Source organism: Celeribacter sp. ULVN23_4, assembly GCF_054788345.1.
Map to the genome: position 1 here is coordinate 624,518 of NZ_JBTVYO010000002.1, position 23,867 is coordinate 648,384.

Consider the following 23,867-nt stretch of genomic DNA (forward strand, 5'->3'; position numbering starts at 1 on the left):
ATGCGACTGTCCTTTCCGAAAAAGACCCTCGCCGCACTTCTGATCGCTGTTCTGCCTGCCCCGGTCCTCGCCGTGGAGACCTGTTCGGTCATCGTGCAGGGCGGCGGCGCGCCGTGGCGGTTCGATCTCGAACAAGGCGACGGCGTCAGCTGCGCGCGGTATCTGCGCGAAGAAGGTGCTCATGACAGCACCTGCCTGTTCGAAACGACGGCGGAGACGACCAACACCCACCGCTATCAGCACAGCGACAGCAAGGCGTACTGGGATTTGCGCGATGACGGTGTGATGACCGGCTATATCGATGTAATGACCCAAGACCCAACGCCGGGGATCGAAATGCTCCCCTTTGGCGGCGTCTGTCAGGAGGTTATCTGATGGATCTTCTCAACGCACTGGTTGCGTTTACCAATTTCGTCGTGGTGCCGGCCACAGCCTATGGCGCACAGCTTGCGCTCGGGGCGCTTGGCGTCACCCTGATCTACGGCGTCCTGCGCTTTTCCAACTTTGCCCATGGCGAGACCATGTCCTTTGGGGCGATGGTCGTCGTTTTGGTCACAGGCCTGTTTAAAAGCTGGGGCATCTCGCTCGGCGTCCTGCCAACAGCACTGCTCGCCCTGCCCTTCGGCATCATCGCCACGGCGCTTTTGCTTCTGGCGACGGACAAGGTGGTCTATAAGTTCTACCGCAAGGTCAAAGCCGCCCCGGTCATGCTCGTAATCGTCTCCACCGGCGTCATGTTCACGATGAACGGGCTGGTTCGGATGATCGTTGGCACGGAGGATCGGCGGTTCTCAGATGGTGCGCGTTTCGTCATCTCCGCGCGGGATTTCAAAACCATGACGGGCCTCTCCGAAGGTCTCGCGATCAAAACGACGCAGGTCATCACCGTGGTCGTCGCAATGATCACCGTGGCGGCGCTCTTTTGGTTCCTGAACAAGACCCGCACCGGCAAATCGATGCGCGCCTATTCGGACAACGAAGATTTGGCGCTCCTGTCCGGCATCAACCCCGAACGCGTGGTTACGATCACCTGGATTTTGGTCGGGGCGCTCGCCACCATCGCCGGGGCGCTCTACGGCCTCGACAAGTCGTTCAAACCCTTCATCTTCCAGCAACTCCTGCTGCCGGTCTTCGCCGCAGCCATTGTTGGCGGCATTGGCAATCCGCTGGGCGCCATTGCGGGCGGGTTTGTCATCGCCTTCTCCGAAGTGACGCTGACCTACGCGTTCAAGAAAGTCGTGACCTATCTCGGGCCAGATAGCTGGGCGCCTGACGGATTGGTGCAACTGCTGTCCACCGATTACAAATACGCCGTGTCCTTCTCGATCCTCATCATCGTGCTGATCTTCAAACCGACCGGCCTGTTCAAGGGGCAAAACATATGACCCGGCACCGCGCTCCTCTTTATTTCGCCGCCATGGCCCTGCTCATTCTGGGCGTTGGTTTTCTTCAGTCGTGGAACTCGGCCCTGTCCATTCTCAACATGGGTCTGATCTCTGCGATCATGGCGCTCGGCGTGAACCTGCAATGGGGCTATGCCGGGTTGTTCAACACCGGCGTCATGGGCTTTGTCGCGCTTGGCGGTCTCGCTGTCGTGCTGACCTCCATGGCCCCTGTCCCCGCCGCATGGGCCGCCGGTGGTGGCCGTGTGTTTCTCGCGCTTGCCGTGGGAGCAGCCACCATCGTGATCGCGGCGCTCGCTTTCCCACGCCTGCCCAAAGGACGCATCCGTGGTCTTGTCATCGCAGCGATCCTGATCGTTGGCCTCTGGGCTTTCCGCTCTCTGTTCGATCCGGCCGTTGCCGCTATTGAGGCGGTCAACCCGGCGGTCTCCGGTTATCTCGGCGGCCTCGGTCTTCCGGTCATTCTGGCTTGGCCTGTCGGCGCATTGCTCGCGGCCGGGGCGGCTTGGCTGGTGGCCAAAACCGCGCTCGGTCTTCGCTCCGACTATCTCGCCATCGCGACCCTCGGGATTGCAGAGATCATCGTCGCCATCATGAAAAACGAGGACTGGCTGTCCCGCGGCGTGAAAAACGTCAACGGCCTGCCCCGTCCGGTGCCCTATGAGATCGACCTGCAACAGGCAGACTGGTTCCTAAATCTGATGGACAAGATCGGTATGGACCCGGTCACGGGTTCCTCCGTCTTCGTCAAACTGCTCTACGCCGGGTTCTTCCTCGCCGTCATCGTGGTGATCGTTCTGGCGATGGAGCTTGCGCTCAAAAGCCCCTGGGGCCGGATGATGCGCGCCATTCGCGACAATGAAACCGCAGCCGAAGCCATGGGCAAGAATGTCACCGGGCGTCACCTGCAAATCTTCGTCCTCGGTGCCGCGATTATCGGCTTTGCCGGTGCCATGATGACGACGCTCGATGGCCAGCTCACCCCCACAACCTATCAACCGCTGCGCTACACCTTCCTTGTCTGGGTCATGGTGATCGTCGGCGGTTCGGGCAACAACTGGGGTGCCGTGCTCGGCGGCATGCTGATCTGGTTCCTTTGGGTCGAGGTCGAACCCATCGGCGGCTGGATCGTGGGACTTCTAACCTCCGGGATGGAAGATGGCTCTGCGCTCAAGGCCGGGTTGATCGAACGTGTCGCCTATATGCGTTATCTGACCATGGGCATCATCCTTCTGGTCGTTCTGCGGTTCTCACCGCGCGGGCTTCTGCCTGAGAAATAACGCTCTGACCTTTTCAGAACCCAAATCCTGCAAGCCCCAACCGAGACGATAATCGGCTGGGGCTTGCTTAAAAAAACAGCGCCTGCCTGCGCGCAATCGCGAGATGGGGCTTTGCTGAAAAATATCTCCGCAAAGCGCCTCTCAGCCCCTATCCTCTCGGCATGTCGTAAGAAGTGATGGGCCCGTTTCGCCCGTAAATCGATTTCAAGCGAGGCCTCTACGTGAAATTGCTCACTGGCATCTGTGCCGCAGGACAGTCTGAACGCATGGGCTTCGACAAACTGTCGACCGCCCCCTCTCTGCATTCTCCCGATACGTTACTGAGCCGCGCCGTCTCTGCGGCCCGTGGCACGGATTTCATCGTCGCACTTCCGCCGGAAACTCACCCCTACCACCGCGCGCGCCGCGAGCTTCTGCGACCACATGATCCGGTCCTCATTGTTAAAAATGCCGCCGAAGGCGTGGCCACGACACTGAAGGCACTGGCCCGGCATGCCATTGAGGCGCATTATGACGGGCTCGCCATTCTCATGGCCGATATGCCGTTCATCACAGCCACGCATCTCGAAACTTTGGTGATCCTGTTCGAAACCTTCGACGGCTCCCGAATTGTGCGCGCGCAATGTCAGAACGGGCGGATGGGCTATCCGGTCATCTTCCCGGCAGCGGTCTTGCCCGATTTCGAAACTTTGACCGGGGAGCAAGGCATTCAAAGCTTGCTCGAACGCCATGGCGAGAAGCGGGTGCAGATAGCGTCGGACGCCCCGTGTTGGCATGTGAATACGCCCGAAGACTGGCGGCAAATGTAAAAAGGCGGCACTCAGTCCGCCTCTTTACCCCCCACTTCCAGCAATATTTAGTCGGCGAGCAAAAGCTGCGCCTCGTGTTTTTTCAGTGTCTTGCGCGCGGACGTATAGGCTTTCAGCCCGCTCTGCGTTTCCAGCTCAGGGAAAAGCGTGAAAATCTCTGTCCGCTGTCCGGCTTCCAACGCACCAAGCGATGAATTGCCCGGCTGGAACGTCTCCGTCCAAGCGCCGTTCGACAGGACAACCTCATGATTCTCGCACATGAAGTGAATATAGGTGACGGCAGACAGCGCGGGACGTGTGATGCCCGGCAGACCAACCAGATGTTTCGCGGCGGTCAGAACTTCGCGGTCTTCGAAATAGAGTGCGGCACGATCAGAGGTCAGAAGAACCCGGTGCTGCGGCGACACCATCAGGTCACGTTCCGGCAAACCATTGCCAAGCGCACCTTTCGCGATCATCACCGGGATCAGGTCGGTTTTGCGTTCAACCTGTTCGACCGTAAGCTCTTTGCGACCAGTCCAGACAATCGATTGCGAACCGTTGTCGCGGGTGAAGATCTGATCCCCTTCCTGCAGGCTTTCGACGGCAACTTCGCCGCGTACAGTCGCGATCAAGGAGCCCGGCGTGAAGCAGATACAATGATCGTCATGCTTCGGAGGTCTCGGATGATGATGGTGGCGTGAACCCGTCATAGCAGTCCCTATGCGTTACCTTGCCCCTGCCGTTGGCGGAAAGAGCCTAATCGTTGATTTTGGAAAACGATCCCTTCGGAACTGCCCACCCTAGGATCCTGTTTTTTCTGCACTTTGAAGTGCTTGACTTAGAGTAAACGAGCGGTGGCTATCTGCATAGACACATTTTTGCCCCATTTTCGACACCCTGACGACAGAAATCAGCGCCTCTTTCATCGGCCCCATTTTTAGACTTCTTTCAGGAGCCAATGACTGCCTATTGGCGCTTTTGTTAATAAAAACGCCAATAAAACCTAAATCTATTTGCATCTTGCGAAGAATTACACGTCATTGGCGAAGAATCATCCCGAGAGCCGCGCACAAAAAAACTGCTTAAATTTTACGCTCTCAGCGATCTTAGTTTCGCTCGCGGAAACTTTTAATAAATCTTTGATAGTTTGTTTCCGTTTGAGAACAGGAACCCCGACTCGCGGGGTCCCGGACAATCGCATCGCGCCCCAAAAATCAGGACACGAGAATCTCCGCTTCATGCTTGCGGAGAATCCTGCGCGCCGCGCCAAAAGCCCCACGGCTCGACACCTCTTCCAACTCCGGGAAGAGTGCAAAGAGTTCCGCACGCGCTTCGTCGCCAATGCCCGCAAGGGTGTAATCTCCGGGCTGGAAGCTTTCCGACCAAGTCCCGTCCGACAGAACGACTTCATGCCGATCAAACATGATGTGGATATAGGTCAGACGAGAGGCTTCGACCTTGTCCACCCCATCCATCTTGGTCAGGTGTTTCGCAGCCGCCAGAACCTCATGCTCTTCGAACAGGAGCGAGGTTCTCTCGTTCACGATCAACATCCGGTGGTTCGGCGACACAAGCATGTCCCGCTCCGGCAGTCCCGCACCAAGCGCCCCTTGGCGAATAAGCACCGGGTTCAGCTCAGGTCGCGCCTTAAGATCAGCGGCAGACAAGGTCTTGCGCCCGATCCAGCGAATTTGCTGAATGCCGTTGTCACGGGTGATGACTCGATCGCCAACCTTAAGTTCTTCCACCAACATCTCCCCACGCGGCGTCGCGATCAGCGTACCGGGCGTGAAGCAGGGAACGATTTCCTCGATGTTGCTGTAGTTGATATTGGCATATTCATCGGTCCCGGCATTGTAGAGCTGGATCTGACCATCGTAGCCATTGCCGTCGCTGTCCGGGTTCTGAACATGGTTGGTGATGACCCAGCCGTCCGCCATCAGCTCGGACAGATCGAGCGTGTCCCAATCGACCCCGCCATCGCCACCTTGAACGGTGGTGTTGTAGACGCCGGAGGTCACATCCGTGAAGGTCACATAGATCGTGTCCTGATCGTCGCCACCATTCAGGACGTCATTGTCTCCTCCGCCGTAGATGGTGTCGTCATCTTCACCGCCATAGACCGTATCGGTCCCCGCGCCCGCGTAGATTGTATCGTCATCGATACCGCCGTCGATATAATCGTTGCCGTCGCCGCCATAGATCAGATCGTCATCGTCCTGACCGTAAATCGTGTCATTGCCAGCGCCGCCGTCGATGACGTCTTGGCCGTTTTCGACCTCGTAGTCGTTCTCGTCGTCGGGGATGTTGAGGCTGTCCGGGTAAGCCGGGTTGAGACCGCCATAGATGGTGTCATCTCCGTCGCCGCCGTCGATCGTGTCAGAGCCTTCGCCGCCGATGATCGTGTCATCACCGTCGCCCCCAAGGATCGTATCGTCGTCATAGCCACCATCGATGTAATCGTCATCCGCGCCGCCATCGATATAGTCGTCATCGTCGCCGCCATAGATGATGTCATCGCCAGCGCCGCCGTAGAGCGTGTCCTTGTCATTGTCGGGGTCTGCGTCATCCGCGAGATACGGGCCATAGCCGCGATCCGGCGTGCCGTCTTCGCCGCCGATGATAATGTCATCGCCGTCGCCGCCTTCGATATAATCCTGACCATCGCCGCCATCGAGATAATCTGCGCCGCCAGCGCCAAGGATGGTGTCATCGCCGCCCATCCCCCAAAACTCGTTGGTATATGTGTCGGAGGCATCCGTGCCCTGACCGTCGAAACCAACCAATGTATCGTCATATTCGGAGCCAATCACACCGTCGATGCCGCCCTCGATCGTGTCATTGTCAGCATCACCGCCGGAGAGAACCCCGGTCGCGAGATTGACGCTCACCGCAGCGGCAGAATTGGAATAGTCGATATTGTCCTGACCCGCGCCGCCGTTGAACGTATCCGCGCCCGCACCGCCGATGAAAGTGTCATCGCCCGTGCCGCCCGACAGATAGTTCGTGCCAGCATCGCCTTGCAGCGTATCGTCCCCCGCCTCGCCATAGACGGTGTCATTTCCTTCGCCCGCAAGAACCGTATCATCGCCGCCGCCCGCTTTGATGATGTCGTTCAGACCGTCGGCGCTGTCGACCATATCGCCATCCGGATCACCGGTGTAATCAACGTCGATGTAATCGTTGCCAGTTGTGCCCTCGACAATACCATCTCTGGTCGGATTGGTTGGTTCGCAATGCTTGCCCGAAGTTCTATCCCTCATTGTCTCTCTCTTCTCTCCAGCCTGCTCCGCCGGAGCAGTTTCCTCGTCACACAATGGTTGCGCCCGGAACAGACCGGGGCCAACCCACTCCACGCGTCAGCGCGCGTACATCGTCATGGAAAAGACACGACCAGAAACAGCCTTCACCATGACGATCCGTCACGGTGATCGACGTTGCATCACCTCAAGCAGCAGATTGGTTCACCCCAACCCATTTTCCACATCAGTCACACTGATCGATATTCTCGATACGAATACCACGCGCGCGGCCACCCCCATGGCCTTCCTGCGTCCCAACCGGGCCCCTTCTGGATATTCCAAAAGAGCGCCGTGGAAACAGGGAAAATGGCAAAAATGTGCTCAAATATGGCGCACCGAAAGTTGAACACATTTTCGAAACCCGTTTTCGAGAGGGATACATCGCTCAACGAAACCCTTCTAAATGTGTATTTATATATTTATTTACTGATACTTAATGTCATTAAAAAACACAATTCGACCAACCCTAGACAGGTTAACCTTGAAGATAAAAACATGCCGAATTGAGCGCCCAAAAGACGGTCAGAATGTGGCATTTTATTGACCATCTCCACTGCAAGGAACCAATAGGCCATTATCGGCACTATTTACCCGGACACGTCAACAATTGAGTCATCCGATCACGAATCGAACACCAGAGGACAGCCCCCAGATCAGGTGTCCGAACGACACAACGCGACTGGGCGTTTTTCAAAATTTTGGGAAATGGTACCCGTGGCCGGACTCGAACCGGCAAGGCCGCAAAGCCGGGGGATTTTGAATCCCCATCATGCGGCTTTTAGGGGGTTCTAAGGTCTTCTTGTAAGCACACAATATTCAGCCTATATAATGACTTACACGGCAGTTAATCCCCCGTTGGTTCTATGGGTTTCTGCTTACATTGCTTACACAGCGCTTACACGGAACACTGAAATGGCCGAAAAACTCAAACTGACGAAAGCGGCAATCGCCAACTTGCAGCCCATAAGCGGCAAACAGGTGATTGTGTGGGACACCGAGTTGCGTGGGTTCGGGGTGAGGATCAGCGCTGGGGGTGCCAAGTCTTATATATTGCAGAGACGCGCGGGAACCAAAGAGCGGCGAGTCACGATCTGCCGCGCAGAGGATGTGGCACCAGATGCCGCCCGGAAAATGGCTCTTGGTATGGTGGCCTCATTCGCGGCTGGTGTTGATCCGGTCGCGGAGAAGCAGAAAGCCAACGCCCGTGGCATGTCCCTGTCTGACGCTTTCACTGCGTATAAGAAGGCCCCCAAACGCGGCGGCAACGGGCGTGGCGAACCAAAGAAGCCCCAGACGATCCGAGACATTGAGAAGGCCGAGAAACGGTTTGCCAAATGGATGAACAAACCCGTCACCTCGATCACGGGCGATATGGTGGTGAAGAAATACGACGAAATTGCCGCCACCTCCCCCGCACAAGCCGCACTGGCAATGCGCTATCTCCGCGCCGCCTTAAACCACATCAACACGGACCATGACGACGACGACCCCATTCTGGCGCGCAACCCCGTGGATCGCCTCTCACGCGCGGCAAAGTGGCAAGCGCCAAAACGCCGCAAGAACCACATAGCGCCCGCAGACGTCCCCGAATGGGTCGAGACACTCAGCACCGCCCTGATCGGCCTGAAATGGGAGCGTCAGCACCGCACTGCGCTCCTGTTCATGCTATTGACGGGATGCCGTCACGCCGAGGCTATGGGCAATGAAAAGGACGGTTATGCGCCTTTGCTATGGTCTGACGTGGATTTACACACTGGCACAGTGACGTTCCGCAACACGAAGAACGGCACGGATCACATACTCCCCATCGGGCCTAAACTGGTGAAAATTCTCAAGTCGCAAGCGGCATTCAGTGGTGACGCGGTGTTTAGCGACAAGGACGGCAAATTGCAGGAAGATATGAGATCGGCCCTTGCCCGCATGACGGAGGCAACCGGGTTTCAAATTTCAGCGCATGACTTGCGCCGCACATTTATCACAATGGCGACGGAGGGGTGCGGGTTCTCCCTGACGATGGCGAAGCGCCTCGCAAACCACGCAGCCACTGGTGACGTCACAGAAGGTTATATCCAGATCGGCCACGCGGAAATGCGCCGCGCCATGGAAGCAATCGAACGATTCGCGCTGATTCGGATTTCATGAACACAAAACAGCGAAAAACGCGATTTATCAAAATCGCACAAGTCGATTTCAAAAGCGCACATATTCGCAAACCCCTTGTTTTATGGGATTTGAAGGACTTCTAGTCTCTTTGCGCCGACCATAGTCGCTAGTGTAAGATAGAACCACGGCAAATAAAAAGGCCGTCGAACCGGGTGTTGACGCACCCAAATTCAAACCGGCCTCAACGAATGTGGAAATTCGCGTTGAGGACATATTAGAGGAAACGGAATTATATGTCCAATTCTTTTTCAAATACGCCAGTCACCCTCCCTGCCCTCCTAACGCAGGATGAGGTAGCGGACTATCTCCGCATCTCGCCCAAAACACTCGAACGCGACCGCTGGCTCAAACAGGGCCTCCCGTTCATCAAAGTCGGGCGATCCGTCCGCTATCGCGCGACAGACATCGCGGCGGTGATCGGAGCCTGATCACATGACATTACAAAAAACGCGAATGAACCTCGCTGACCATCGGATCGCGTGAGCGGACACCTTGCGCAAATTCATCAGTCGCACCGGCTCCTTGCCGCCGCGTGAGGTGTACAAACTCCACCCTGCTTTCGAGCAACTGTGCGATGTGCTGATCGACCGGCGCGCATCGTGGGACGGCGCGTATGAGGACGAAGCGCTTGCAATTCTGCGTTCCTTTTTCCACGACGGGGAGCATCAATATTGCCTCGGCGGGACCGCTGCGGATCACATCCGAGACCGCGACGAAGCGCTAGCGCAATGGCGTCAAAATCCGCAAGGTCGCCCGTCCAAGTGGCGCGAAAATTACCGGCTACGGACATACCTGGCTGAGTTGCTTGATTACGACCGCGAGCCGGAAGACGAGATGGAGTGGGATGTATGGCGGCAGATCAGCCATGCGAACTACGTCCCACACGTCCTCGACCTGACGTGCGAGGCAACGTGGCGATGAGAGTTATTAACTTTGGCCCCGCCGCCACCCAAACGGCAATCGACGCGTTCGCCTCGGATTTCATCTATGGAACGAAGGGTCAGGCGCAGGACGCACCTGCCCTGACCATGAGCGCCGCCGATCTTGCGGGCAAGGCAATCCCGGAGCGCCATTGGGTAGTGTCTGACGTGATACCTGATCGCCAAGTGACCTTGCTCTACGGTGACGGCGGGACAGGTAAAAGCCTTTTGGCTATGCAACTTTCGGTTGCCGTGGCGTTGCGCGAAGGGCGCGAGTTGCAATCATGGCTTGGCGTTCCCATCGTCGGGGGCGGAGCGGTCTATATAGGGGCCGAAGACGAATTAGACGAAATGCACATTCGCCTTTCGGATATTCTTGTCGCTAATAACGCCACCTTTGACGATGTGCCAAACCTGCGGATTTGCTCACTGGCGGGCGAAGACGCCCTCATGGCGGTTGAAAAATCCCCACATGCGCCGCTTGACTTCTCGCCTTTGTATCACCGCGTAGAAGAGACACTAAAGCAGCACAAGCCGAAGTGCGTAATTTTGGACACGCTCGCCGATATGTACCCGGCGAGTGAGATCGACCGCCCGAAGGTGCGGCAGTTTGTTAACATGCTGAAACGGCTTGCCATTACATACGATTGCGCAATCGTCATGCTGGCCCACCCTTCCAAGTCAGGCATGGCGTCAGGCCGTGGCGACAGTGGCTCGACAGCTTGGAACGGGTCTGTGCGGTCGCGTTTGTATTTCGAGTTTGTTGCCAATGATGACGGATACATCGAGGACTACGACGCCCGCCGCCTGACGGTCATGAAAAACAATTACGGAAAGTCGGGGCGTCGTTTCGACGTCCGGTTTACTGACGGTTTTTTCGCGGTCCAGCAAGGCGAGAGCCAACTCGACCGGCAAGCCGCCACCGCAAAGGCGGAGCGTGTCTTCATGGCGCTCTTGCGTCAACTCACAGAGCAGGGCCGCAACGTTAACTCCAACGGCGGTTCGACCTATGCTCCCCTCGTTTTCAGCCAGCACCCCAACAGCGAAGGGATCAAAAAAGCAATGTTCAAAAAAGCAATGGAAAACCTGTTCTCGGCGGGTAAGATTCACAACGTGGAAACGTCTCGTTCCACAAAAATTATGGAGAAATGATTATGAGTGACGAAAACGAATACATCCAGACACTTACTAAAATTCTAAACTCACAAATCGCAGAGAGACGCGTAGTCGCGTCAGAATGGCGTGAGAGTTCAGACACGATTGCCACGATTGAGGACTTGGCTGCACATCAAAGGCGTATTGAGGCACTTAAAGCGGCCATCTCTGACGAACAAGCGATTGCGAAGGGCGAAAAGCCAACATCCTTTGGATTTTTCTAGCCCCCCTTCCCAAATAAAATAACCCCCCGCCATGACAGCGAGGGGTCGGAGTGCGCTATTTGACAAAGAGTGTGGCGGCGGTAAAACAACAGGCCGTGTAAACCAAAAACCCGCCGCCACATCCTTAATTTACATGCTGCCACCCTCTGGCGCAAAATTAACGATCTGCGCCGCTTTATCGAGATCAACGCCAGCCTCTTTCGCCATCGCCATCGCTTCCACGATCTGGCCCATTGCCCTAGCACGGCCACCAGCGTCAAACGCTTGGAGAGGTCGCATAACGTCGATGGTGACAGGGGTCCCAAGTTTGTCAGTAGCCTCTTGCGCCATCAGTTGAGCCACAGGAGCAAGGCCCCACTGAGCGAGGTGGCGTTGAGCCTCACGCACAAGCGGCCCCGTGGTGCCAGTATCCATCAAGGACGGCAAAACACCATACACACCGCAGATCGAAGCCCGTGCAGCCTCAAGAGAAGACACAGGAGCAACGCCAGACAGATCGGGCGTGGTCGATTGTGGCTTCCAATCTTGCGCAGGTGCTGGACCACCCGCCGCTTGTACCTGAACAGATTCACGCATAAGGACGCGGCCACGTTTTCCCCGGAAGCCCGCCCCCAGAGTTTCGAGGTCTGTCCCTGCCGTTTCTGGGAATGGCACGATTTGAGAACCAATCGGCGCGTTTTCATACACCTCGGCCAACGTGGTTTCTACACTGTGCAGCATTCCAGCCGTCAAGCTGGCACGACGCAGCGGTGACGTCCCCTGCCACGGTGCCGCCGCATCTGAGCCAATACGGAAGTGCAGAACCTCGCCCGCCAGCACCGTTTCCGTGCGAGACCCGCCAGCTTCCGCGATTGTGACGCGGTACGCGCGGGGCTTGCCGTCTTTGGTGGAAAGCGTCCAGTCAGACACCGGCACAAGCCCCGTTTCTCGGATCAAGAACACAGCTTCACCCCGCAACGCCAGAGCGCGCCCAGCGAGCGTTAGAGAACGTGCGTCAATCAAGTCGGTGCCGTCCACATCGGCAATGCCCAGACCGCCCTCCCACAACGCCACACAGGTTTGAACCGTGGCAGTCAGGTCACCTTCGCCGGTTCGGCCCGCAACGTATGCCGCGCGGTGCATCATAAGATCATGAGTGTATCCACCACCTGCGGAGCGGGTTTCTTCCTTGCGCTTAAAAAAACCAAACATATTAAGCCCTCCGATATGGGCGGAGCAGGTCAGCCGCCCCGGAATTGATTAGAGCATTTGCGGCCCAGTTTTCGGAACGCGAGAACCCCGCGACAATATCGCCACCCACGTTGATTGAATGCCGCGTATGGGACGTATGACCACCGAAAAGTCCGTTATCCGTGATCTCGGCGCTATACTCCGCAAGACGTCGGAACGCTTCCAGAACCCCAGCCGGACAGGTCACACCATCGCCCACAGTTGCCGTGATCCGGTGCGGGCCGGTGTGGTCAAACACAATTCCACCATAAGGTGAAGAGTCCGCCGTAACCGTTTCATAAGTCTCGCCGTTCCAGACGTCCACAGAAGCCACCACAGCGGGCGTGAGAGGGGCTTTCCACTCCCCACAGCCCTCGGCAATCCAAACCACCTGACGCGGCGTCCAGCGGTGCGCACAGTGGCCCTCTATGCGTTGCCACAGCGCATCCTTGTCGAGAGCGTCAGCAGCATCAGAGAGACCCGTCACGGTCGGATAGGACGCGGGCAGGTCTTCGGTTTGTTTGAGTGTCACCGCCAACGATATGCCCCCCGTTTTGGAGTGATGACGCCGCCCTCGGACTTCTCCCAAGAGCGGGCTTCCACTTCGGTTTCGTCATAGGCCGGGCGGGTCACGAAACTCAGTTCGTAGAGAAGCGCCGCCCAAATGTTCCGAATGAGCGCCAGCCCTTCGGCAGGGTCTTCCTCCTCCACCGTTTCCGCATCCGGCACAGTGCGCTTTGGGGGAATACGGAACCCCGGCGAGATGCCCATAATCAAGCCCGCCTCAAAGGACGCCAACCAATCTTGCCACCACGTCGTACGTTGAACCTCTGGCGTGATAATGGCCTCAAACGTCAGTGCGTCGTCAGCGTCATTTAGGATCAACGTCCCAGCGTTTTTCGACGCCAGAGGCTTGTCATAACTATGCCCAATAAGAAGGTGAATCTCTTCTTTCGGTTGCTCGACCCGATAGGCGAAAGCGCGGGGTTGAATGACTTCCTTGCGAGGGCGACCAGTGCGGCCACCGTCGGACAGAACAGCACGTTTGCCGTAGGGAAAACGGCCATGGAGCCGCCGGGTTCCGTCCCCAGCGGCTCGAAGTTCAAGCCCAGCATTATCAGAAAAGCTGGTCAGCATTTAATCACCCGAAGTTGCTCAGGATACGGGTTTGCATCCCACGCGGGACAGTGAAGTCCGCCGTCACAAGCCCGGTCAGAACCAACGCGCCGCTGCCCGCTTTCGTGTATGGATCGCGGATCAAATCGACCCCGCCATAGAGACCAAGATACCCCGGAGCGACGCCTTGAACCGTTGCCGTCATGATAGCGGTGCCAGACGGAACGACATTTGAAATCGCCGGAGCGCCAACGTGTTTGGTCAGGCGGTCCCACTCCGAAACGGCAGTCCCAGATACAAGCGTGTCATCGAGGTCAGACCACATGGCCGGGGTGATACCCAAATTCACAGCGTCAGCCGAAGAGATCGCGTTGGCTTCCATGAATGCCACCACCTCAGCACGGAAAGCCGCCCACGTCACCGCAGCCGCAGCCATATCGGTATCATTAATCCCATAGGTCGCAGCGCCCGGAATGACGCCAAGCGGTTCGCCCGATGCACCAGAGCCGTTGACCACCACGCGGTCGATCTCTGCGCCGATCACGGCATTTAGGTCACGCTTAATCGCCGCTTCGAGACCAGCGCCAGATTGTTTGAGCGCCTTGCGGGAAATGACCATCTGCGCACCGCCCGTTTGATCCGGGGAAAGACTACGCTCAGTCGTCTGATACGCCGATGCCGCACCCACAGCCGCGAGTTCGTCAGTTTGCCAACCAAACACCGCGCCAGCCGTTGCGACCGGAAACCCGACCTCACCTTGCGCGATCTGAATAGACTGAACGCCCAAACGGGACGCGACAGACGCCGGGAACAGCCGGTCAATGATCGGACGAATTTGTTTCGGGTTCGGCAGATCAGAACCAGAGACCGTTTCACCCGCACGGGTTTCGAGTGCAGCATACGGAATTGGGATGCCTTGATAGCCTCCAAGAGACCGCATTTCCTCGACAACTTCTCGCGTCGCACCGTCCAGCGCGCGGCCTTCATCAAGCGCAAACGCGATCTGGCGCAGTTCAAACTTATCAACCAGTTCGCCCCATTCACGATCCGAACGGGTTTCAAGTTCCGCGCCAGCATCGCGGCGTTCCGTGTCCTCGGCGATCAGCGCGGCACGATATTGAACTTCATTCTTGGAATACTCAGCGTCGAGTTGTTCCATCGACCGAATTTCGTTTTCGTCAGGATTCGTTTTGCCAGAAAGTTCCGCCAGATTTTGGCGAATTTCAGACTGACGTTTTTGCAGTTTAACGCTTTGCAGCATAGAAAATTCCTCGCAGTTATAACCGAGGAAAGTTTACCGCGCGGGGGTATTCTTGAGCAAAGAGGACCACTTTTCACGCTCAGGGTCAGGTTTTCCGAGGCCAATCTCAATGCGGGTTTTCTTCGCGTGGCAGGAGCCGCAGAGAGTTTGCAAATTGGAAAGTGTAAACGCCAGTTCCGGCGCGTGGCGGATAGGCCGGATGTGATCCACCTCAAGACGCCGCCGTGATCCGCACTGCACGCACTTCCACCCGTCGCGGTCCTTGGCTTGCTTCCGCACGGCTTTCCATTGCTCGGTTTTGTAGATACTGGAACCGTGCCGTTGCCATCGACTTACACCCATGCCGCAGCCCTTGCCTCACGCTTCGGACGGTTCACCATCCTAGCCCCTTCAGCCACGGCCACCACGGTTGCAGCCGCCGCGTCAATGCGGCCCAGAGAGCGGGCCTTTGCCAGCTTATGGTTTCCCGCAGGGTCCACCAACGTGATCGCGTCAGCGAATGCAGAGCGCAACAGCAGCGACGGCACCGTGCGCACCTGACCTTCGAACAACGCCCGCCGGAACCGCTCAATGTCCTCGGCCCCGTCCTTCCATCCGAACCCGCGCCAGATGAAAGGCACACGATCCAGACCCGCGCCGCGCATAGCCTCTTGAAATTCAGCGTGCCGGAAGCGGTCGCCAACGATACACGCAATGCCCTGTCCGTCCGTCATCTTCACAACGTCAGCCAACCACCGCCCCACAGGCACGGTCGTGTCCCCCATCGTCGTGAGTTCGCCCCGTTCGTTCATTTCCAGATAACGCCCTTTGACGCCATCCGCCGACCCACGATCCGCCAGAGACGGTTTGCACGGGAATGTCCCCACAGCCTCAAGACGCCCCGTCTCAGGCCAGTAAAGCGCTGCCGCAGACATAGACCGCGACCCGCCCAGATCGACGCCAAGGACGCACGGTCCCTCTCTTGCGGGAAGTTCATCGGGCGCAACCTCAGCCGCTAGCCATTCATCAACCGTGACCAGCACCGATCTATCCTCAGTGCTTACACGTTCGTTTCTGTTGAGGTTACGGAAAGAAGACAGCGCAGACCCGCCACGCGCAATCGCACGTTCAGCTTGCGAGACCAACCAGTCAGGCGTTGAACCGATACCTTCCTTAGCGCCGGGGTTCGCGATCAGGAGCGATTCTAGATCGTCAGCGGGCAGGCCAAACGCGGGGCGATGTTCCTGCACATAGGTGCCAGACGGCGGTTCGTCCAACCACTGTGAGAACGTGTTTGCATCATCCGGGGCAGAGGTCGAGATAATGAGCGCACGGCCATCTCGCTTGCCCAGACCGGACAGAATGGCGTTTTCGAGGTTGTCCCCCTTTTCCGGTTCCCATGCCGCCCGTTCATCCAAAATACAGAGCGTCGGCGCGCCGCCCAGAATGGATTTCCCATCCGCCGCAATACAGCGTGCCAGACCGCCACCGTTGCCGCTATATTCAATCTCAAGTTTGGACCCGCGCCGGATTGTGAACAACTCTTGCTCGGATTCCGGCAGTCCCTCGACGTATCCAACAATAAAGTTGAAAGCGATTTTCGCTTGGTCTCGATTTCGGGCGGCAAGGATAACCTCGCGCTTTGGCTGGTCCGTGAGTTCCCCCATGACGTCAGCCAGAGCCAGACCCGCAGACAGCGCCGTCTTGCCGTTACCGCGACCGATTGACAGCACCCCAACCATCACGCCAGACTTGAGCGCACCGTTTATGAATTTCTTTTGGTATGACGCTAATTTGACGGGCTTTCCTGCCATTTTCCCCTCTGGGATCGTCAGGTTTTCGAGGAATTTAATGGCCGCCGCCGCTTGTTTCGTTGGTCTTGCCATCAAATTTCCCCCGATTTTTTGGGAGAGAGAAAGGAAGACCCCGCCCCGCGACACCCCACCCACGCAACAAAATTACCATTGGGACCATTGTAGACGCAATAATCTTGCAATGCATCACCCATTGACGAACAATTTATAAAGCACAGCTTGTCCGGCAGGTGCCACGGCCTCGACGGACGTCACCGGCACACCATCCCACGCCGCATCGCTTGGCGCATCCAAGAACGCCTCCGCCCCGTCAATCATGACTTGGTCACTCTTAGTCGGCGTCACACCCTCCACCGCCACCAACAACCGCTTGCCAGTAACACCGATGAATGTGCCGCCCGCATCCACCTGTTTGATCGCCGACTGCATACCCGTAAGACGATGATACTCATAGGACGTCACAGGGTCGTATGCTGGCCCGCTGGTCGTGGTCTTACGCAACGCAATCACCAGCCCAAGGTCCGGGCCACCCAGCGCCTTGGCAATGTCATTAGATAGTTTAGACCACATGCTTTGATTGCTCCTCTGAAATAAACAGCGCGATCTCTTCCCCATCCACACCCGCCCGCTTGGCGTACAGGGCGCCTAGGGTGAGTAGAGAGCGCGCCAGAACCACGTTACGGGTCTCGGGGTAGCGCACCCCCACAAAGGCCGTCATGTCGTCGTAGATACGCCGTGCACGGTAGTCCTCCAGCTTGTCCAGCGAGGTGGCCGCCAAGTTCTTGAGCGGCAGTTTGTGCAGGTTGTTGAGCGCCTTTGTTGCGCCAAACTTCCCCAAGTTACTGTTCTGCCACTTCATTCCATCACCCGCATTGCCGTCTCTGTGCAGTATATCAGTGGGGGTATGACTGACGCTAATCGAGGTTCTTTTGGGGAGCGCGGGGCGCTCTAGCGCCCGCGCATCCCATAGGGGGTATAAGGGGGATGTGTGTGCAGGGGGGATGTAAGGGGGATGTAAGGGGGATGCACGTTTTTTAAGGGGGGGGATGTAACGGGTATGTAAGGGGGATGCAGGGGGTATGCACACCCCTAATCAGTGGAATCAGAGTGGGTGCAGCACAAGAGTGGCAGAAATAATTTTCAGCACGGGTTTGGTTTATGGTGCTTACATAGTGCTTACACAGTCACCCAAAACAGAAAACGCCGCCCCGGTCGGAGCGGCATTTTTTCTTTTAAAATCAATTGGTACCCGTGGCCGGACTCGAACCGGCAAGCCTGTTACAGCGGGGGATTTTGAATCCCCTGTGTCTACCAATTCCACCACACGGGCAGAGCGCCGTTATCCAGCGCAGTAAAAGGCGTTTAGCCGAGGCGTTCGGCGAGGTCCAGAGGGATAAGCGCCGAACGACAAGAAATTTTCCGGACCCGGTCCGCTTTGCAGCGCATATCTCAGAGCTTGCTCGCCGAGAACGTGTCGCAAGCCGAAAGCGATCCGTTTTTGTAGCCCGTCGCGAACCAGCGCTGGCGCTGATCAGAAGTGCCATGGGTGAACGTATGCGGCTGCGGCACGCGCCCGGCGTTTTTCTGAAGCGTGTCATCGCCAATCTGCTTGGCCGCATTCAGTGCTTCACGAATGTCGCCATGCTCGATGGAGCCAAATTTCTCATCCGCCATTTTCGCCCAAATCCCGGAATAACAATCGGCCTGCAGTTCGATCATGACAGACACCGCATTGCTTTCCGTTTCCGGGGCTTTGGCGCGGTAGGCATTGGCTTGCCCCAAGATGCCAAGTTCGTTCTGCACATGGTGCGCCACCTCATGCGCCACGACATAGGCCTGCGCAAAATCTCCGCCTGCGCCAAGCTTGCGCTCCATCATGGTGAAGAAATCCGTGTCGAGATAGACTTTCTGGTCGGACGGACAATAGAACGGCCCGGTCGCCCCGGAGGCGGAACCGCACGGGCTTTGCGTCACACCTTTATAGAGGACGAGGATTGGCGGGATATATTCGCCGCCCAGTTGATCAGAGAACACCTCGGTCCAAATCTCTTCCGTGTCGGCCAAAGTGACGGACACGAATTGCGCGGCACGCTCGTCGGATTCGGTGATCTCGACGCTCGCACTGTTGCTTGAAATGTCCTGCGTGCCCTCCAGCAATGGGGTCACGTCGATCCCGAGCATATACCCGATCACCACGATGGCCAGAAGACCAATGCCCCCGGCCCCGCTCACGGCTTTGCCGGAGTTCATCCGCCGCCGGTCTTCGATATTGCGCGAGCCGCGCCGCCCCTGCCATTTCATCGCTCACCCTTTCACTCTTTGATGCGCTCACAATACCGTCAGGCCAGCGCCGAACAAGACCTCACGCTTGACCCGGCTCAGGGAATGAGGCCTAAAGAGACAAACAAAAACAGAGTGGGCAGATGATCAGACGGCTTTACACATGGACCATGTCGCTTGCGGAGAGCCCGCATGCGCTTTGGGCACTGGCCTTTGTCGCCTTCATCGAAAGCTCCGTCTTCCCGATTCCGCCCGACATTCTGATGATTCCGCTCATCGTCGCCCGCCCGCGCGAGGCGTTTAAAATCGCCGGGATCGCGACAGTGGCCTCCGTACTGGGCGGCATGCTCGGTTACTGGATCGGCCATGGTGCCTTTGAGACCATCGGCAAGCCGGTGCTCGAATTCTATGGCAAGGACGCTTATTTCGACGATTTCGCCGCCAAGTATAATGACTATGGCGCTTGGGCCGTCCTGATCGCCGGGGTGACGCCCTTCCCCTATAAGGTCATCACCATCCTGTCCGGCGTGACCCATCTGTCCCTGCCCGTCTTTATCATCTCCTCGATCACCGCCCGCGCGATCCGCTTCTTTATCGTCGCAGCGCTGCTGTGGAAATTCGGCGATCCGATCCGCGACTTCATCGAGCGCCGCCTCGGTCTGGTCTTCACCCTTCTTGTCCTGCTCTTTCTGGGCGGCTTCTATGCCGTGAAATACCTATGACCAAGCCAGCCTCTCCTTTCGCCCCGCAGCAACCTGCCCTCGCCGCCACACTCGGCTCACTTGCCATCCTCGGCGGGGCTTTCATCTTTCAGTCCCTGGGGTATGCCCCCTGTGAAATGTGCCTGTGGCAACGCTGGCCGCATGCGGTTGCCATCGCCATTGGCATCCTCTTTGTGATGACGAAAGCCCGTGGCCTGACGCTTCTCGGCATGCTGGCAATGCTGGTTTCCGCCGGCCTCGGCCTCTATCACGCCGGTGTGGAGCAGAAATGGTGGCCCGGCCCGACGTCCTGCACCGGTTCGGGCGATGCCTTGTCCGGCCTCTCCGGCATGGATCTTCTGCCGTCTGCGGGCGATGCAACGCTTGTGCTTTGCGATGAGATTGTCTGGGACACTTGGGGCCTCGGCATCACCATGGCCGGGTGGAATTTTCTGTTCTCGCTGATTTTCGCGGCACTTTGGTTTGTCGCATGGAAGAAGGCTTGAGCTTTTCGCAAAGACACCCCATCTTGTGAGTATGAGCAAAGCAAGATCGAGCAAAACCGTCATCCCCTTTCCCGCCGCCCGGCGTGGGCGCAAACGGGTTGGCGGTGCTTTGGCCGATGCGCGAGCGGAAGCCCTCAAGGCGCGGTTCCACAAGGTCTCGAAAGCCTCGCAGACCGGCGATGCCACCACCCCGCTCAAACGGCTTTTGAAACGCTTCTGAACTGCACCCTTTCTTATAGGTCCACCGTCAATGGACTGTGAATTCCCCGACGCAATTGCGCCACTCGCCCGGCGCAATGAGCTTGCGATGGGTGAACTTCACATGGTGCAGCGGCCCCTCGATATTCTCCTGCCAAAACTCGATGAATTTGAAGAGCTTTGGATAATCCGGCGCAAGATCGAGAAGCTGCCATGAAAACGTGTTCAGCACGCTTTCATAATCCGGCATCCGATAGGTGAATTCCGCGAGCGTCAGCCCGTAACCCGACAGCATCATTTCCGTGTCGCTCATCTCCTGAGACATATGCGTGATCTCCTGTTGGTGCGGCCATTTTCGACCTGTTTTGTGCCTCCCTAAAAAAATCCTGCCCAATTTTCCAAATCTGTCAATGAAAACCATTCTAAAACAATGTGTTATCACTCGACCGCGCTGGCTGCCGCTGATCCGCTTTCAGGCAGACGCATCCGCCATTGCACCCCATATGAGGTATGGGGTAAAGTGTCATACAACGAGATACGGGACAGGCTCCCGCAACACAAAGACAACAGGCGGACAACGTGAGCGATACACCCGAAACCCCTGAAAACACACCCGAAAACGGTGATGAAACAGCACGCGAGCCGATGGCTTGGGCCGGACCGAAGGTTTCCATCACACATGAGATGAAAACCTCCTACCTCGATTACGCGATGAGCGTGATCGTGTCCCGCGCGATCCCCGATCTGCGCGACGGGCTCAAGCCGGTGCACCGGCGCATCCTGTTTGCGATGAACGAGGCGGGCAACACCCATGACAAGCCCTATCGGAAATCCGCGCGCGCCGTGGGTGACACGATGGGTAAATATCACCCGCACGGCGACTCGGCGATCTATGACGCCCTCGTGCGGATGGCGCAGCCCTTCTCCATGTCCTTGCCGCTGCTTGATGGTCAGGGCAACTTCGGCTCTATGGACGGCGATCAGGCTGCGGCCATGCGTTACACCGAAGTCCGCATGGACAAACCTGCCGCCTATCTTCTGGCCGATATCGACAAGGATACTGTCGATTTCGAATTGAACTACGACGGCAAAGACAAAGAGCCGACGGTGCTTCCGGCGCGCTTCCCGAACATGCTGGTGAACGGCGCAGGCGGGATCGCGGTTGGTATGGCGACGAACATCCCGCCGCACAACCTTGGCGAAGTCGTCGATGCGACGCTGGCTCTCATCGAGAACCCGGACATTTCGACCGAGCGTCTGATGGAGATCGTCCCTGCCCCGGATTTCCCGACGGGCGGCATGATCCTTGGCCGGTCCGGCGCGCGCAAAGCCTATCTCGAAGGCCGTGGCTCTGTCGTGATCCGCTCCAAGACCCGCGTCGAGGAAATCCGCAAGGACCGTTACGCCATTGTCGTGGACGAGATTCCCTATCAGGTGAACAAAGCCTCGATGATCGAGAAGATCGCCGAATGTGTGCGCGACAAGCGGATCGAAGGCATCGCCCACGTTCAGGATGAATCCGACCGCAACGGTGTGCGCGTCGTGGTCGAGCTGAAACGTGACGCAACCGCCGAGGTTGTTCTGAACCAGCTCTTCCGCTTCACGCCGATGCAGACCTCTTTCGGCTGCAACATGCTGGCGCTGAATGGCGGTCGACCGGAACAACTGACGCTCCGCGCCTTCCTTGAGCACTTCATCACCTTCCGCGAGGAAGTGGTGGCGCGCCGCACTGCCTTTGAACTGCGCAAAGCCCGTGACCGCGCTCATATCCTCTGTGGTCTGGCCGTGGCTGTGTCGAACGTGGACGAGGTGGTCGCGACCATCCGCTCCTCCGCAGACGCAGCGGAGGCGCGCGAAAAACTCATGACCCGCCGCTGGCCGGCGCATGAGATTGCCGATTACATCCGGCTGATCGACGATCCGCTGCACAAGATGAACGACGACGGCACCTATAATCTCTCCGAGGTTCAGGCCCGCGCCATTCTCGATCTGCGCCTGCAACGCCTGACCCAGATCGGCGTCAAGGAAGTCACCGACGAGTTGGTCGAACTGGCCGCGAAGATCAAAGACTATCTGGCCATCCTCGCCTCGCGCGAGCGGATCATGGAGATCATCTCGAACGAACTCACTGAGGTCAAAGAGCTGTTCGCCGTGCCGCGTCGCACCGAGATTGCCGACTGGTCCGGCGACATGGAAGACGAGGACCTGATCGAGAAAGAGGACATGGTTGTGACCGTGACCTCTTCTGGCTGGGCAAAACGCACGCCGCTTGCCGATTACCGCGCACAAAAACGCGGCGGCAAAGGTCTGTCGGGCATGGCCACCAAAGATGAGGACGTGATCACCACGCTCTTCGTCGCCAACACCCACACGCCGCTTTTGGTCTTCACCGACGACGGGATGGCCTACAAGCTCAAAACCTGGCGCCTGCCGCAAGGTGGCCGGACGGCGAAAGGCAAGCCGCTGTTGCAGATTCTGCCGATCCCTCAGGGTGTCTCGATTGCCGCGATCCTTCCGATTGACCGCGACGAGAAAGACTGGGATGACCTTCAGATCGTCTTCGCCACCTCGAAAGGCTCTGTGCGCCGCAACCGCCTGTCGGATTTCACCAATGTGAAGTCGAACGGCAAGATCGCGATGAAATTCGAAGGCGATGACGAAGGCACCCGCCTGATCAACGCCCGGATTTGCGACGAAAATGACGACGTGATGCTGGTCACGTCCGGCGGTCGCGCCATCCGCTTCCCGGTTCCGGACGTGCGCGTGTTCAACTCGCGCTCCTCGACCGGCGTGCGCGGCATCAAGCTGGTGAACGAGGGCGACGAGGTCGTCTCCATGTCGGTCATCCGCCATTTCGAGGCCGATCCGTCTGAGCGCGCCGCCTATCTCAAGATGCGCCGCCAAATGGCCGGGGCCGACGATTCCGAGGCCTCGGACGAGGATGAAGAAGTTGCCGAAGGCTCCATCTCCATGGAGCGGTTCGAAGAGATGAAAGCCGCCGAGGAACTCTTGGTGACCATCACCAAATCAGGTCTCGGCAAGCTCACCTCCTCGCATGATTACCCGGTCCGTGGCCGCGGCGGTCAGGGCGTTGGGGCGTTCAAACTTTCGACCAAAACCGGGGCTCTGCTCGCATCCTTCCCTGTTGGACTTGAAGACCAGATCATGCTCGCGACCTCGAAAGGCCAATCGATCCGCTGCCCGGTGGATGGCATCTCCTTCCGCTCGCGCGGAGCTGGCGGCGTCAAGGTCTTCAACACCGGCAAAGGCGAAGAAGTCGTCTCCGTCGCCTGGATCGCGGAAAGCGATGAGGATGACGAGAGCGAGACCAGCGAAAGCTAAGTCACAAAGGCCCGCCAAGCGCGGGCCTTTTTCTTTTCAAATATGTTTTTCCACGCTCTGATCTCTGCATGCTTTCCATCGCAGAGAGCCTCGGCATTGAGGCCGCTCAAACTGTATAAAAAATAGGCGGATTTTCGCGCATATACGCACAGAATCGCCAAAAACAGATCACACAGCCCAACACTCCCTTCCCAATCCAAGCTCAAATGTGTGTCAATCATAC

Annotated in this window: 25 protein-coding genes and 1 tRNA gene; 13 read left to right on the top strand and 13 right to left on the bottom strand. The window is 57.6% G+C overall.

Going from position 1 to position 23,867, the window contains the following annotated elements; genetic code table 11:
* The 4 genes from ACYBHZ_RS08375 to ACYBHZ_RS08390 all read left to right on the top strand — a co-directional run bounded on the left by ACYBHZ_RS08375 (window position 1) and on the right by ACYBHZ_RS08390 (window position 3,492).
* Window positions 1-375 carry a hypothetical protein gene (locus tag ACYBHZ_RS08375; RefSeq protein ID WP_460273802.1) on the top strand — a complete coding sequence of 125 codons (375 nt, stop codon included), beginning with the start codon at window positions 1-3 and terminating at the stop codon, window positions 373-375.
* Window positions 375-1,385, top strand: a complete 1,011-nt coding sequence (locus ACYBHZ_RS08380; protein WP_460273803.1) for a branched-chain amino acid ABC transporter permease — start codon at window positions 375-377, stop codon at window positions 1,383-1,385. The genes ACYBHZ_RS08375 and ACYBHZ_RS08380 overlap by 1 nt, the downstream gene beginning before the upstream one ends.
* Complete coding sequence (locus tag ACYBHZ_RS08385; protein WP_460273804.1) at window positions 1,382-2,683, top strand: branched-chain amino acid ABC transporter permease; 1,302 nt, start codon at window positions 1,382-1,384, stop codon at window positions 2,681-2,683. The genes ACYBHZ_RS08380 and ACYBHZ_RS08385 overlap by 4 nt, the downstream gene beginning before the upstream one ends.
* Window positions 2,684-2,904: 221 nt before the next feature.
* Window positions 2,905-3,492: a nucleotidyltransferase family protein gene (locus tag ACYBHZ_RS08390; RefSeq protein WP_460273805.1), complete on the top strand. Its 588-nt coding sequence runs from the start codon at window positions 2,905-2,907 to the stop codon at window positions 3,490-3,492.
* A 47-nt stretch (window positions 3,493-3,539) separates the two neighbouring features.
* Here ACYBHZ_RS08390 and ACYBHZ_RS08395 read toward each other — a convergent pair whose 3' ends face one another.
* Together ACYBHZ_RS08395 and ACYBHZ_RS08400 are read right to left on the bottom strand one after the other, a co-directional pair.
* The gene (locus ACYBHZ_RS08395) at window positions 3,540-4,184 is read right to left on the bottom strand and encodes a Hint domain-containing protein (RefSeq protein WP_460273806.1); all 645 of its coding nucleotides are present in this window, start codon (window positions 4,182-4,184) and stop codon (window positions 3,540-3,542) included.
* A gap of 504 nt (window positions 4,185-4,688) precedes the next feature.
* Window positions 4,689-6,737, bottom strand: coding sequence for a Hint domain-containing protein (locus ACYBHZ_RS08400; RefSeq protein WP_460273807.1), 2,049 nt, complete (start codon window positions 6,735-6,737; stop codon window positions 4,689-4,691).
* Between the two features lie 867 nt (window positions 6,738-7,604).
* On the opposite strand from ACYBHZ_RS08400, the gene ACYBHZ_RS08405 reads away from it, so the two are divergent.
* The 5 genes from ACYBHZ_RS08405 to ACYBHZ_RS08425 all read left to right on the top strand — a co-directional run bounded on the left by ACYBHZ_RS08405 (window position 7,605) and on the right by ACYBHZ_RS08425 (window position 11,238).
* A complete protein-coding gene (locus tag ACYBHZ_RS08405) occupies window positions 7,605-8,918 on the top strand; it encodes a tyrosine-type recombinase/integrase (protein WP_460273808.1) in 1,314 nt (437 codons plus the stop codon).
* 254 nt (window positions 8,919-9,172) lie between these two features.
* Entirely contained in the window at window positions 9,173-9,367 is a 195-nt protein-coding gene (locus ACYBHZ_RS08410; protein ID WP_460273809.1) for a helix-turn-helix domain-containing protein, read from the top strand.
* A 64-nt stretch (window positions 9,368-9,431) separates the two neighbouring features.
* Window positions 9,432-9,860: a hypothetical protein gene (locus ACYBHZ_RS08415; RefSeq protein WP_460273810.1), complete on the top strand. Its 429-nt coding sequence runs from the start codon at window positions 9,432-9,434 to the stop codon at window positions 9,858-9,860.
* On the top strand, window positions 9,857-11,011 hold the full coding sequence (locus tag ACYBHZ_RS08420; RefSeq protein WP_460273811.1) for an AAA family ATPase: 1,155 nt from the start codon (window positions 9,857-9,859) through the stop codon (window positions 11,009-11,011). Before ACYBHZ_RS08415 ends, ACYBHZ_RS08420 begins: the two co-directional genes overlap by 4 nt.
* Window positions 11,012-11,013: 2 nt before the next feature.
* Window positions 11,014-11,238 carry a hypothetical protein gene (locus tag ACYBHZ_RS08425; protein ID WP_460273812.1) on the top strand — a complete coding sequence of 75 codons (225 nt, stop codon included), beginning with the start codon at window positions 11,014-11,016 and terminating at the stop codon, window positions 11,236-11,238.
* A 129-nt stretch (window positions 11,239-11,367) separates the two neighbouring features.
* On the opposite strand, the gene ACYBHZ_RS08430 is transcribed toward ACYBHZ_RS08425, so the two are convergent.
* The 10 genes from ACYBHZ_RS08430 to ypfJ all read right to left on the bottom strand — a co-directional run bounded on the left by ACYBHZ_RS08430 (window position 11,368) and on the right by ypfJ (window position 18,918).
* A complete protein-coding gene (locus tag ACYBHZ_RS08430) occupies window positions 11,368-12,429 on the bottom strand; it encodes a phage portal protein (protein ID WP_460273813.1) in 1,062 nt (353 codons plus the stop codon).
* A 1-nt stretch (window position 12,430) separates the two neighbouring features.
* Window positions 12,431-12,985 carry a hypothetical protein gene (locus tag ACYBHZ_RS08435; protein WP_460273814.1) on the bottom strand — a complete coding sequence of 185 codons (555 nt, stop codon included), beginning with the start codon at window positions 12,983-12,985 and terminating at the stop codon, window positions 12,431-12,433.
* A complete protein-coding gene (locus ACYBHZ_RS08440) occupies window positions 12,976-13,584 on the bottom strand; it encodes an HK97 family phage prohead protease (RefSeq protein WP_460273815.1) in 609 nt (202 codons plus the stop codon). The genes ACYBHZ_RS08435 and ACYBHZ_RS08440 overlap by 10 nt, the downstream gene beginning before the upstream one ends.
* 4 nt (window positions 13,585-13,588) lie before the next feature.
* The gene (locus ACYBHZ_RS08445; RefSeq protein ID WP_460273816.1) at window positions 13,589-14,824 is read right to left on the bottom strand and encodes a phage major capsid protein; all 1,236 of its coding nucleotides are present in this window, start codon (window positions 14,822-14,824) and stop codon (window positions 13,589-13,591) included.
* 33 nt (window positions 14,825-14,857) lie between these two features.
* Window positions 14,858-15,166 carry an HNH endonuclease gene (locus ACYBHZ_RS08450; RefSeq protein WP_460273817.1) on the bottom strand — a complete coding sequence of 103 codons (309 nt, stop codon included), beginning with the start codon at window positions 15,164-15,166 and terminating at the stop codon, window positions 14,858-14,860.
* Window positions 15,157-16,689, bottom strand: coding sequence for a terminase large subunit domain-containing protein (locus ACYBHZ_RS08455; protein ID WP_460273818.1), 1,533 nt, complete (start codon window positions 16,687-16,689; stop codon window positions 15,157-15,159). The genes ACYBHZ_RS08450 and ACYBHZ_RS08455 overlap by 10 nt, the downstream gene beginning before the upstream one ends.
* A gap of 114 nt (window positions 16,690-16,803) precedes the next feature.
* Window positions 16,804-17,187 carry a hypothetical protein gene (locus tag ACYBHZ_RS08460; protein WP_460273819.1) on the bottom strand — a complete coding sequence of 128 codons (384 nt, stop codon included), beginning with the start codon at window positions 17,185-17,187 and terminating at the stop codon, window positions 16,804-16,806.
* Window positions 17,177-17,476, bottom strand: a complete 300-nt coding sequence (locus tag ACYBHZ_RS08465; RefSeq protein WP_460273820.1) for a hypothetical protein — start codon at window positions 17,474-17,476, stop codon at window positions 17,177-17,179. Before ACYBHZ_RS08465 ends, ACYBHZ_RS08460 begins: the two co-directional genes overlap by 11 nt.
* A 384-nt stretch (window positions 17,477-17,860) precedes the next feature.
* Window positions 17,861-17,947 (bottom strand) — tRNA-Leu (locus ACYBHZ_RS08470).
* 119 nt (window positions 17,948-18,066) lie between these two features.
* Window positions 18,067-18,918, bottom strand: a complete 852-nt coding sequence (gene ypfJ, locus ACYBHZ_RS08475; RefSeq protein ID WP_460273821.1) for a KPN_02809 family neutral zinc metallopeptidase — start codon at window positions 18,916-18,918, stop codon at window positions 18,067-18,069.
* A 122-nt stretch (window positions 18,919-19,040) separates the two neighbouring features.
* On the opposite strand from ypfJ, the gene ACYBHZ_RS08480 reads away from it, so the two are divergent.
* Genes ACYBHZ_RS08480 through ACYBHZ_RS08490 form a run of 3 tightly spaced genes read left to right on the top strand, consistent with a single transcriptional unit; the run spans window position 19,041 to window position 20,324 of the window.
* Window positions 19,041-19,619 carry a YqaA family protein gene (locus ACYBHZ_RS08480; RefSeq protein ID WP_460273822.1) on the top strand — a complete coding sequence of 193 codons (579 nt, stop codon included), beginning with the start codon at window positions 19,041-19,043 and terminating at the stop codon, window positions 19,617-19,619.
* Window positions 19,616-20,104, top strand: a complete 489-nt coding sequence (locus tag ACYBHZ_RS08485) for a disulfide bond formation protein B (RefSeq protein WP_460273823.1) — start codon at window positions 19,616-19,618, stop codon at window positions 20,102-20,104. The genes ACYBHZ_RS08480 and ACYBHZ_RS08485 overlap by 4 nt, the downstream gene beginning before the upstream one ends.
* Window positions 20,105-20,135: 31 nt before the next feature.
* Window positions 20,136-20,324: a hypothetical protein gene (locus ACYBHZ_RS08490; protein ID WP_460273824.1), complete on the top strand. Its 189-nt coding sequence runs from the start codon at window positions 20,136-20,138 to the stop codon at window positions 20,322-20,324.
* 27 nt (window positions 20,325-20,351) lie between these two features.
* Here ACYBHZ_RS08490 and ACYBHZ_RS08495 read toward each other — a convergent pair whose 3' ends face one another.
* A complete protein-coding gene (locus tag ACYBHZ_RS08495; protein WP_460273825.1) occupies window positions 20,352-20,627 on the bottom strand; it encodes an usg protein in 276 nt (91 codons plus the stop codon).
* A 254-nt stretch (window positions 20,628-20,881) separates the two neighbouring features.
* Between ACYBHZ_RS08495 and gyrA the strand changes: the two genes are divergently transcribed.
* On the top strand, window positions 20,882-23,644 hold the full coding sequence (gyrA, locus tag ACYBHZ_RS08500) for a DNA gyrase subunit A (protein WP_460273826.1): 2,763 nt from the start codon (window positions 20,882-20,884) through the stop codon (window positions 23,642-23,644).
* The last annotated feature ends 223 nt before the right edge of the window (window positions 23,645-23,867 follow it).

Bases quoted from the DNA above. Each gene is read 5' to 3' on its own strand.
- ACYBHZ_RS08410 (WP_460273809.1), top strand. From the start codon at position 9,173: ATGTCCAATTCTTTTTCAAATACGCCAGTCACCCTCCCTGCCCTCCTA.
- ACYBHZ_RS08380 (WP_460273803.1), top strand. From the start codon at position 375: ATGGATCTTCTCAACGCACTGGTTGCGTTTACCAATTTCGTCGTGGTG.
- ACYBHZ_RS08485 (WP_460273823.1), top strand. From the start codon at position 19,616: ATGACCAAGCCAGCCTCTCCTTTCGCCCCGCAGCAACCTGCCCTCGCC.
- ACYBHZ_RS08480 (WP_460273822.1), top strand. From the start codon at position 19,041: ATGATCAGACGGCTTTACACATGGACCATGTCGCTTGCGGAGAGCCCG.
- ACYBHZ_RS08375 (WP_460273802.1), top strand. From the start codon at position 1: ATGCGACTGTCCTTTCCGAAAAAGACCCTCGCCGCACTTCTGATCGCT.
- ACYBHZ_RS08445 (WP_460273816.1), bottom strand. From the start codon at position 14,824: ATGCTGCAAAGCGTTAAACTGCAAAAACGTCAGTCTGAAATTCGCCAA.
- ACYBHZ_RS08425 (WP_460273812.1), top strand. From the start codon at position 11,014: ATGAGTGACGAAAACGAATACATCCAGACACTTACTAAAATTCTAAAC.
- ACYBHZ_RS08465 (WP_460273820.1), bottom strand. From the start codon at position 17,476: ATGAAGTGGCAGAACAGTAACTTGGGGAAGTTTGGCGCAACAAAGGCG.
- ACYBHZ_RS08430 (WP_460273813.1), bottom strand. From the start codon at position 12,429: ATGTTTGGTTTTTTTAAGCGCAAGGAAGAAACCCGCTCCGCAGGTGGT.
- ACYBHZ_RS08440 (WP_460273815.1), bottom strand. From the start codon at position 13,584: ATGCTGACCAGCTTTTCTGATAATGCTGGGCTTGAACTTCGAGCCGCT.
- ACYBHZ_RS08490 (WP_460273824.1), top strand. From the start codon at position 20,136: ATGAGCAAAGCAAGATCGAGCAAAACCGTCATCCCCTTTCCCGCCGCC.
- ACYBHZ_RS08460 (WP_460273819.1), bottom strand. From the start codon at position 17,187: ATGTGGTCTAAACTATCTAATGACATTGCCAAGGCGCTGGGTGGCCCG.
- ACYBHZ_RS08420 (WP_460273811.1), top strand. From the start codon at position 9,857: ATGAGAGTTATTAACTTTGGCCCCGCCGCCACCCAAACGGCAATCGAC.
- ACYBHZ_RS08495 (WP_460273825.1), bottom strand. From the start codon at position 20,627: ATGTCTCAGGAGATGAGCGACACGGAAATGATGCTGTCGGGTTACGGG.
- ACYBHZ_RS08455 (WP_460273818.1), bottom strand. From the start codon at position 16,689: ATGGCAAGACCAACGAAACAAGCGGCGGCGGCCATTAAATTCCTCGAA.
- ACYBHZ_RS08395 (WP_460273806.1), bottom strand. From the start codon at position 4,184: ATGACGGGTTCACGCCACCATCATCATCCGAGACCTCCGAAGCATGAC.
- ACYBHZ_RS08450 (WP_460273817.1), bottom strand. From the start codon at position 15,166: ATGGGTGTAAGTCGATGGCAACGGCACGGTTCCAGTATCTACAAAACC.
- ACYBHZ_RS08400 (WP_460273807.1), bottom strand. From the start codon at position 6,737: ATGAGGGATAGAACTTCGGGCAAGCATTGCGAACCAACCAATCCGACC.
- ypfJ (WP_460273821.1), bottom strand. From the start codon at position 18,918: ATGAAATGGCAGGGGCGGCGCGGCTCGCGCAATATCGAAGACCGGCGG.
- ACYBHZ_RS08405 (WP_460273808.1), top strand. From the start codon at position 7,605: ATGACTTACACGGCAGTTAATCCCCCGTTGGTTCTATGGGTTTCTGCT.
- ACYBHZ_RS08385 (WP_460273804.1), top strand. From the start codon at position 1,382: ATGACCCGGCACCGCGCTCCTCTTTATTTCGCCGCCATGGCCCTGCTC.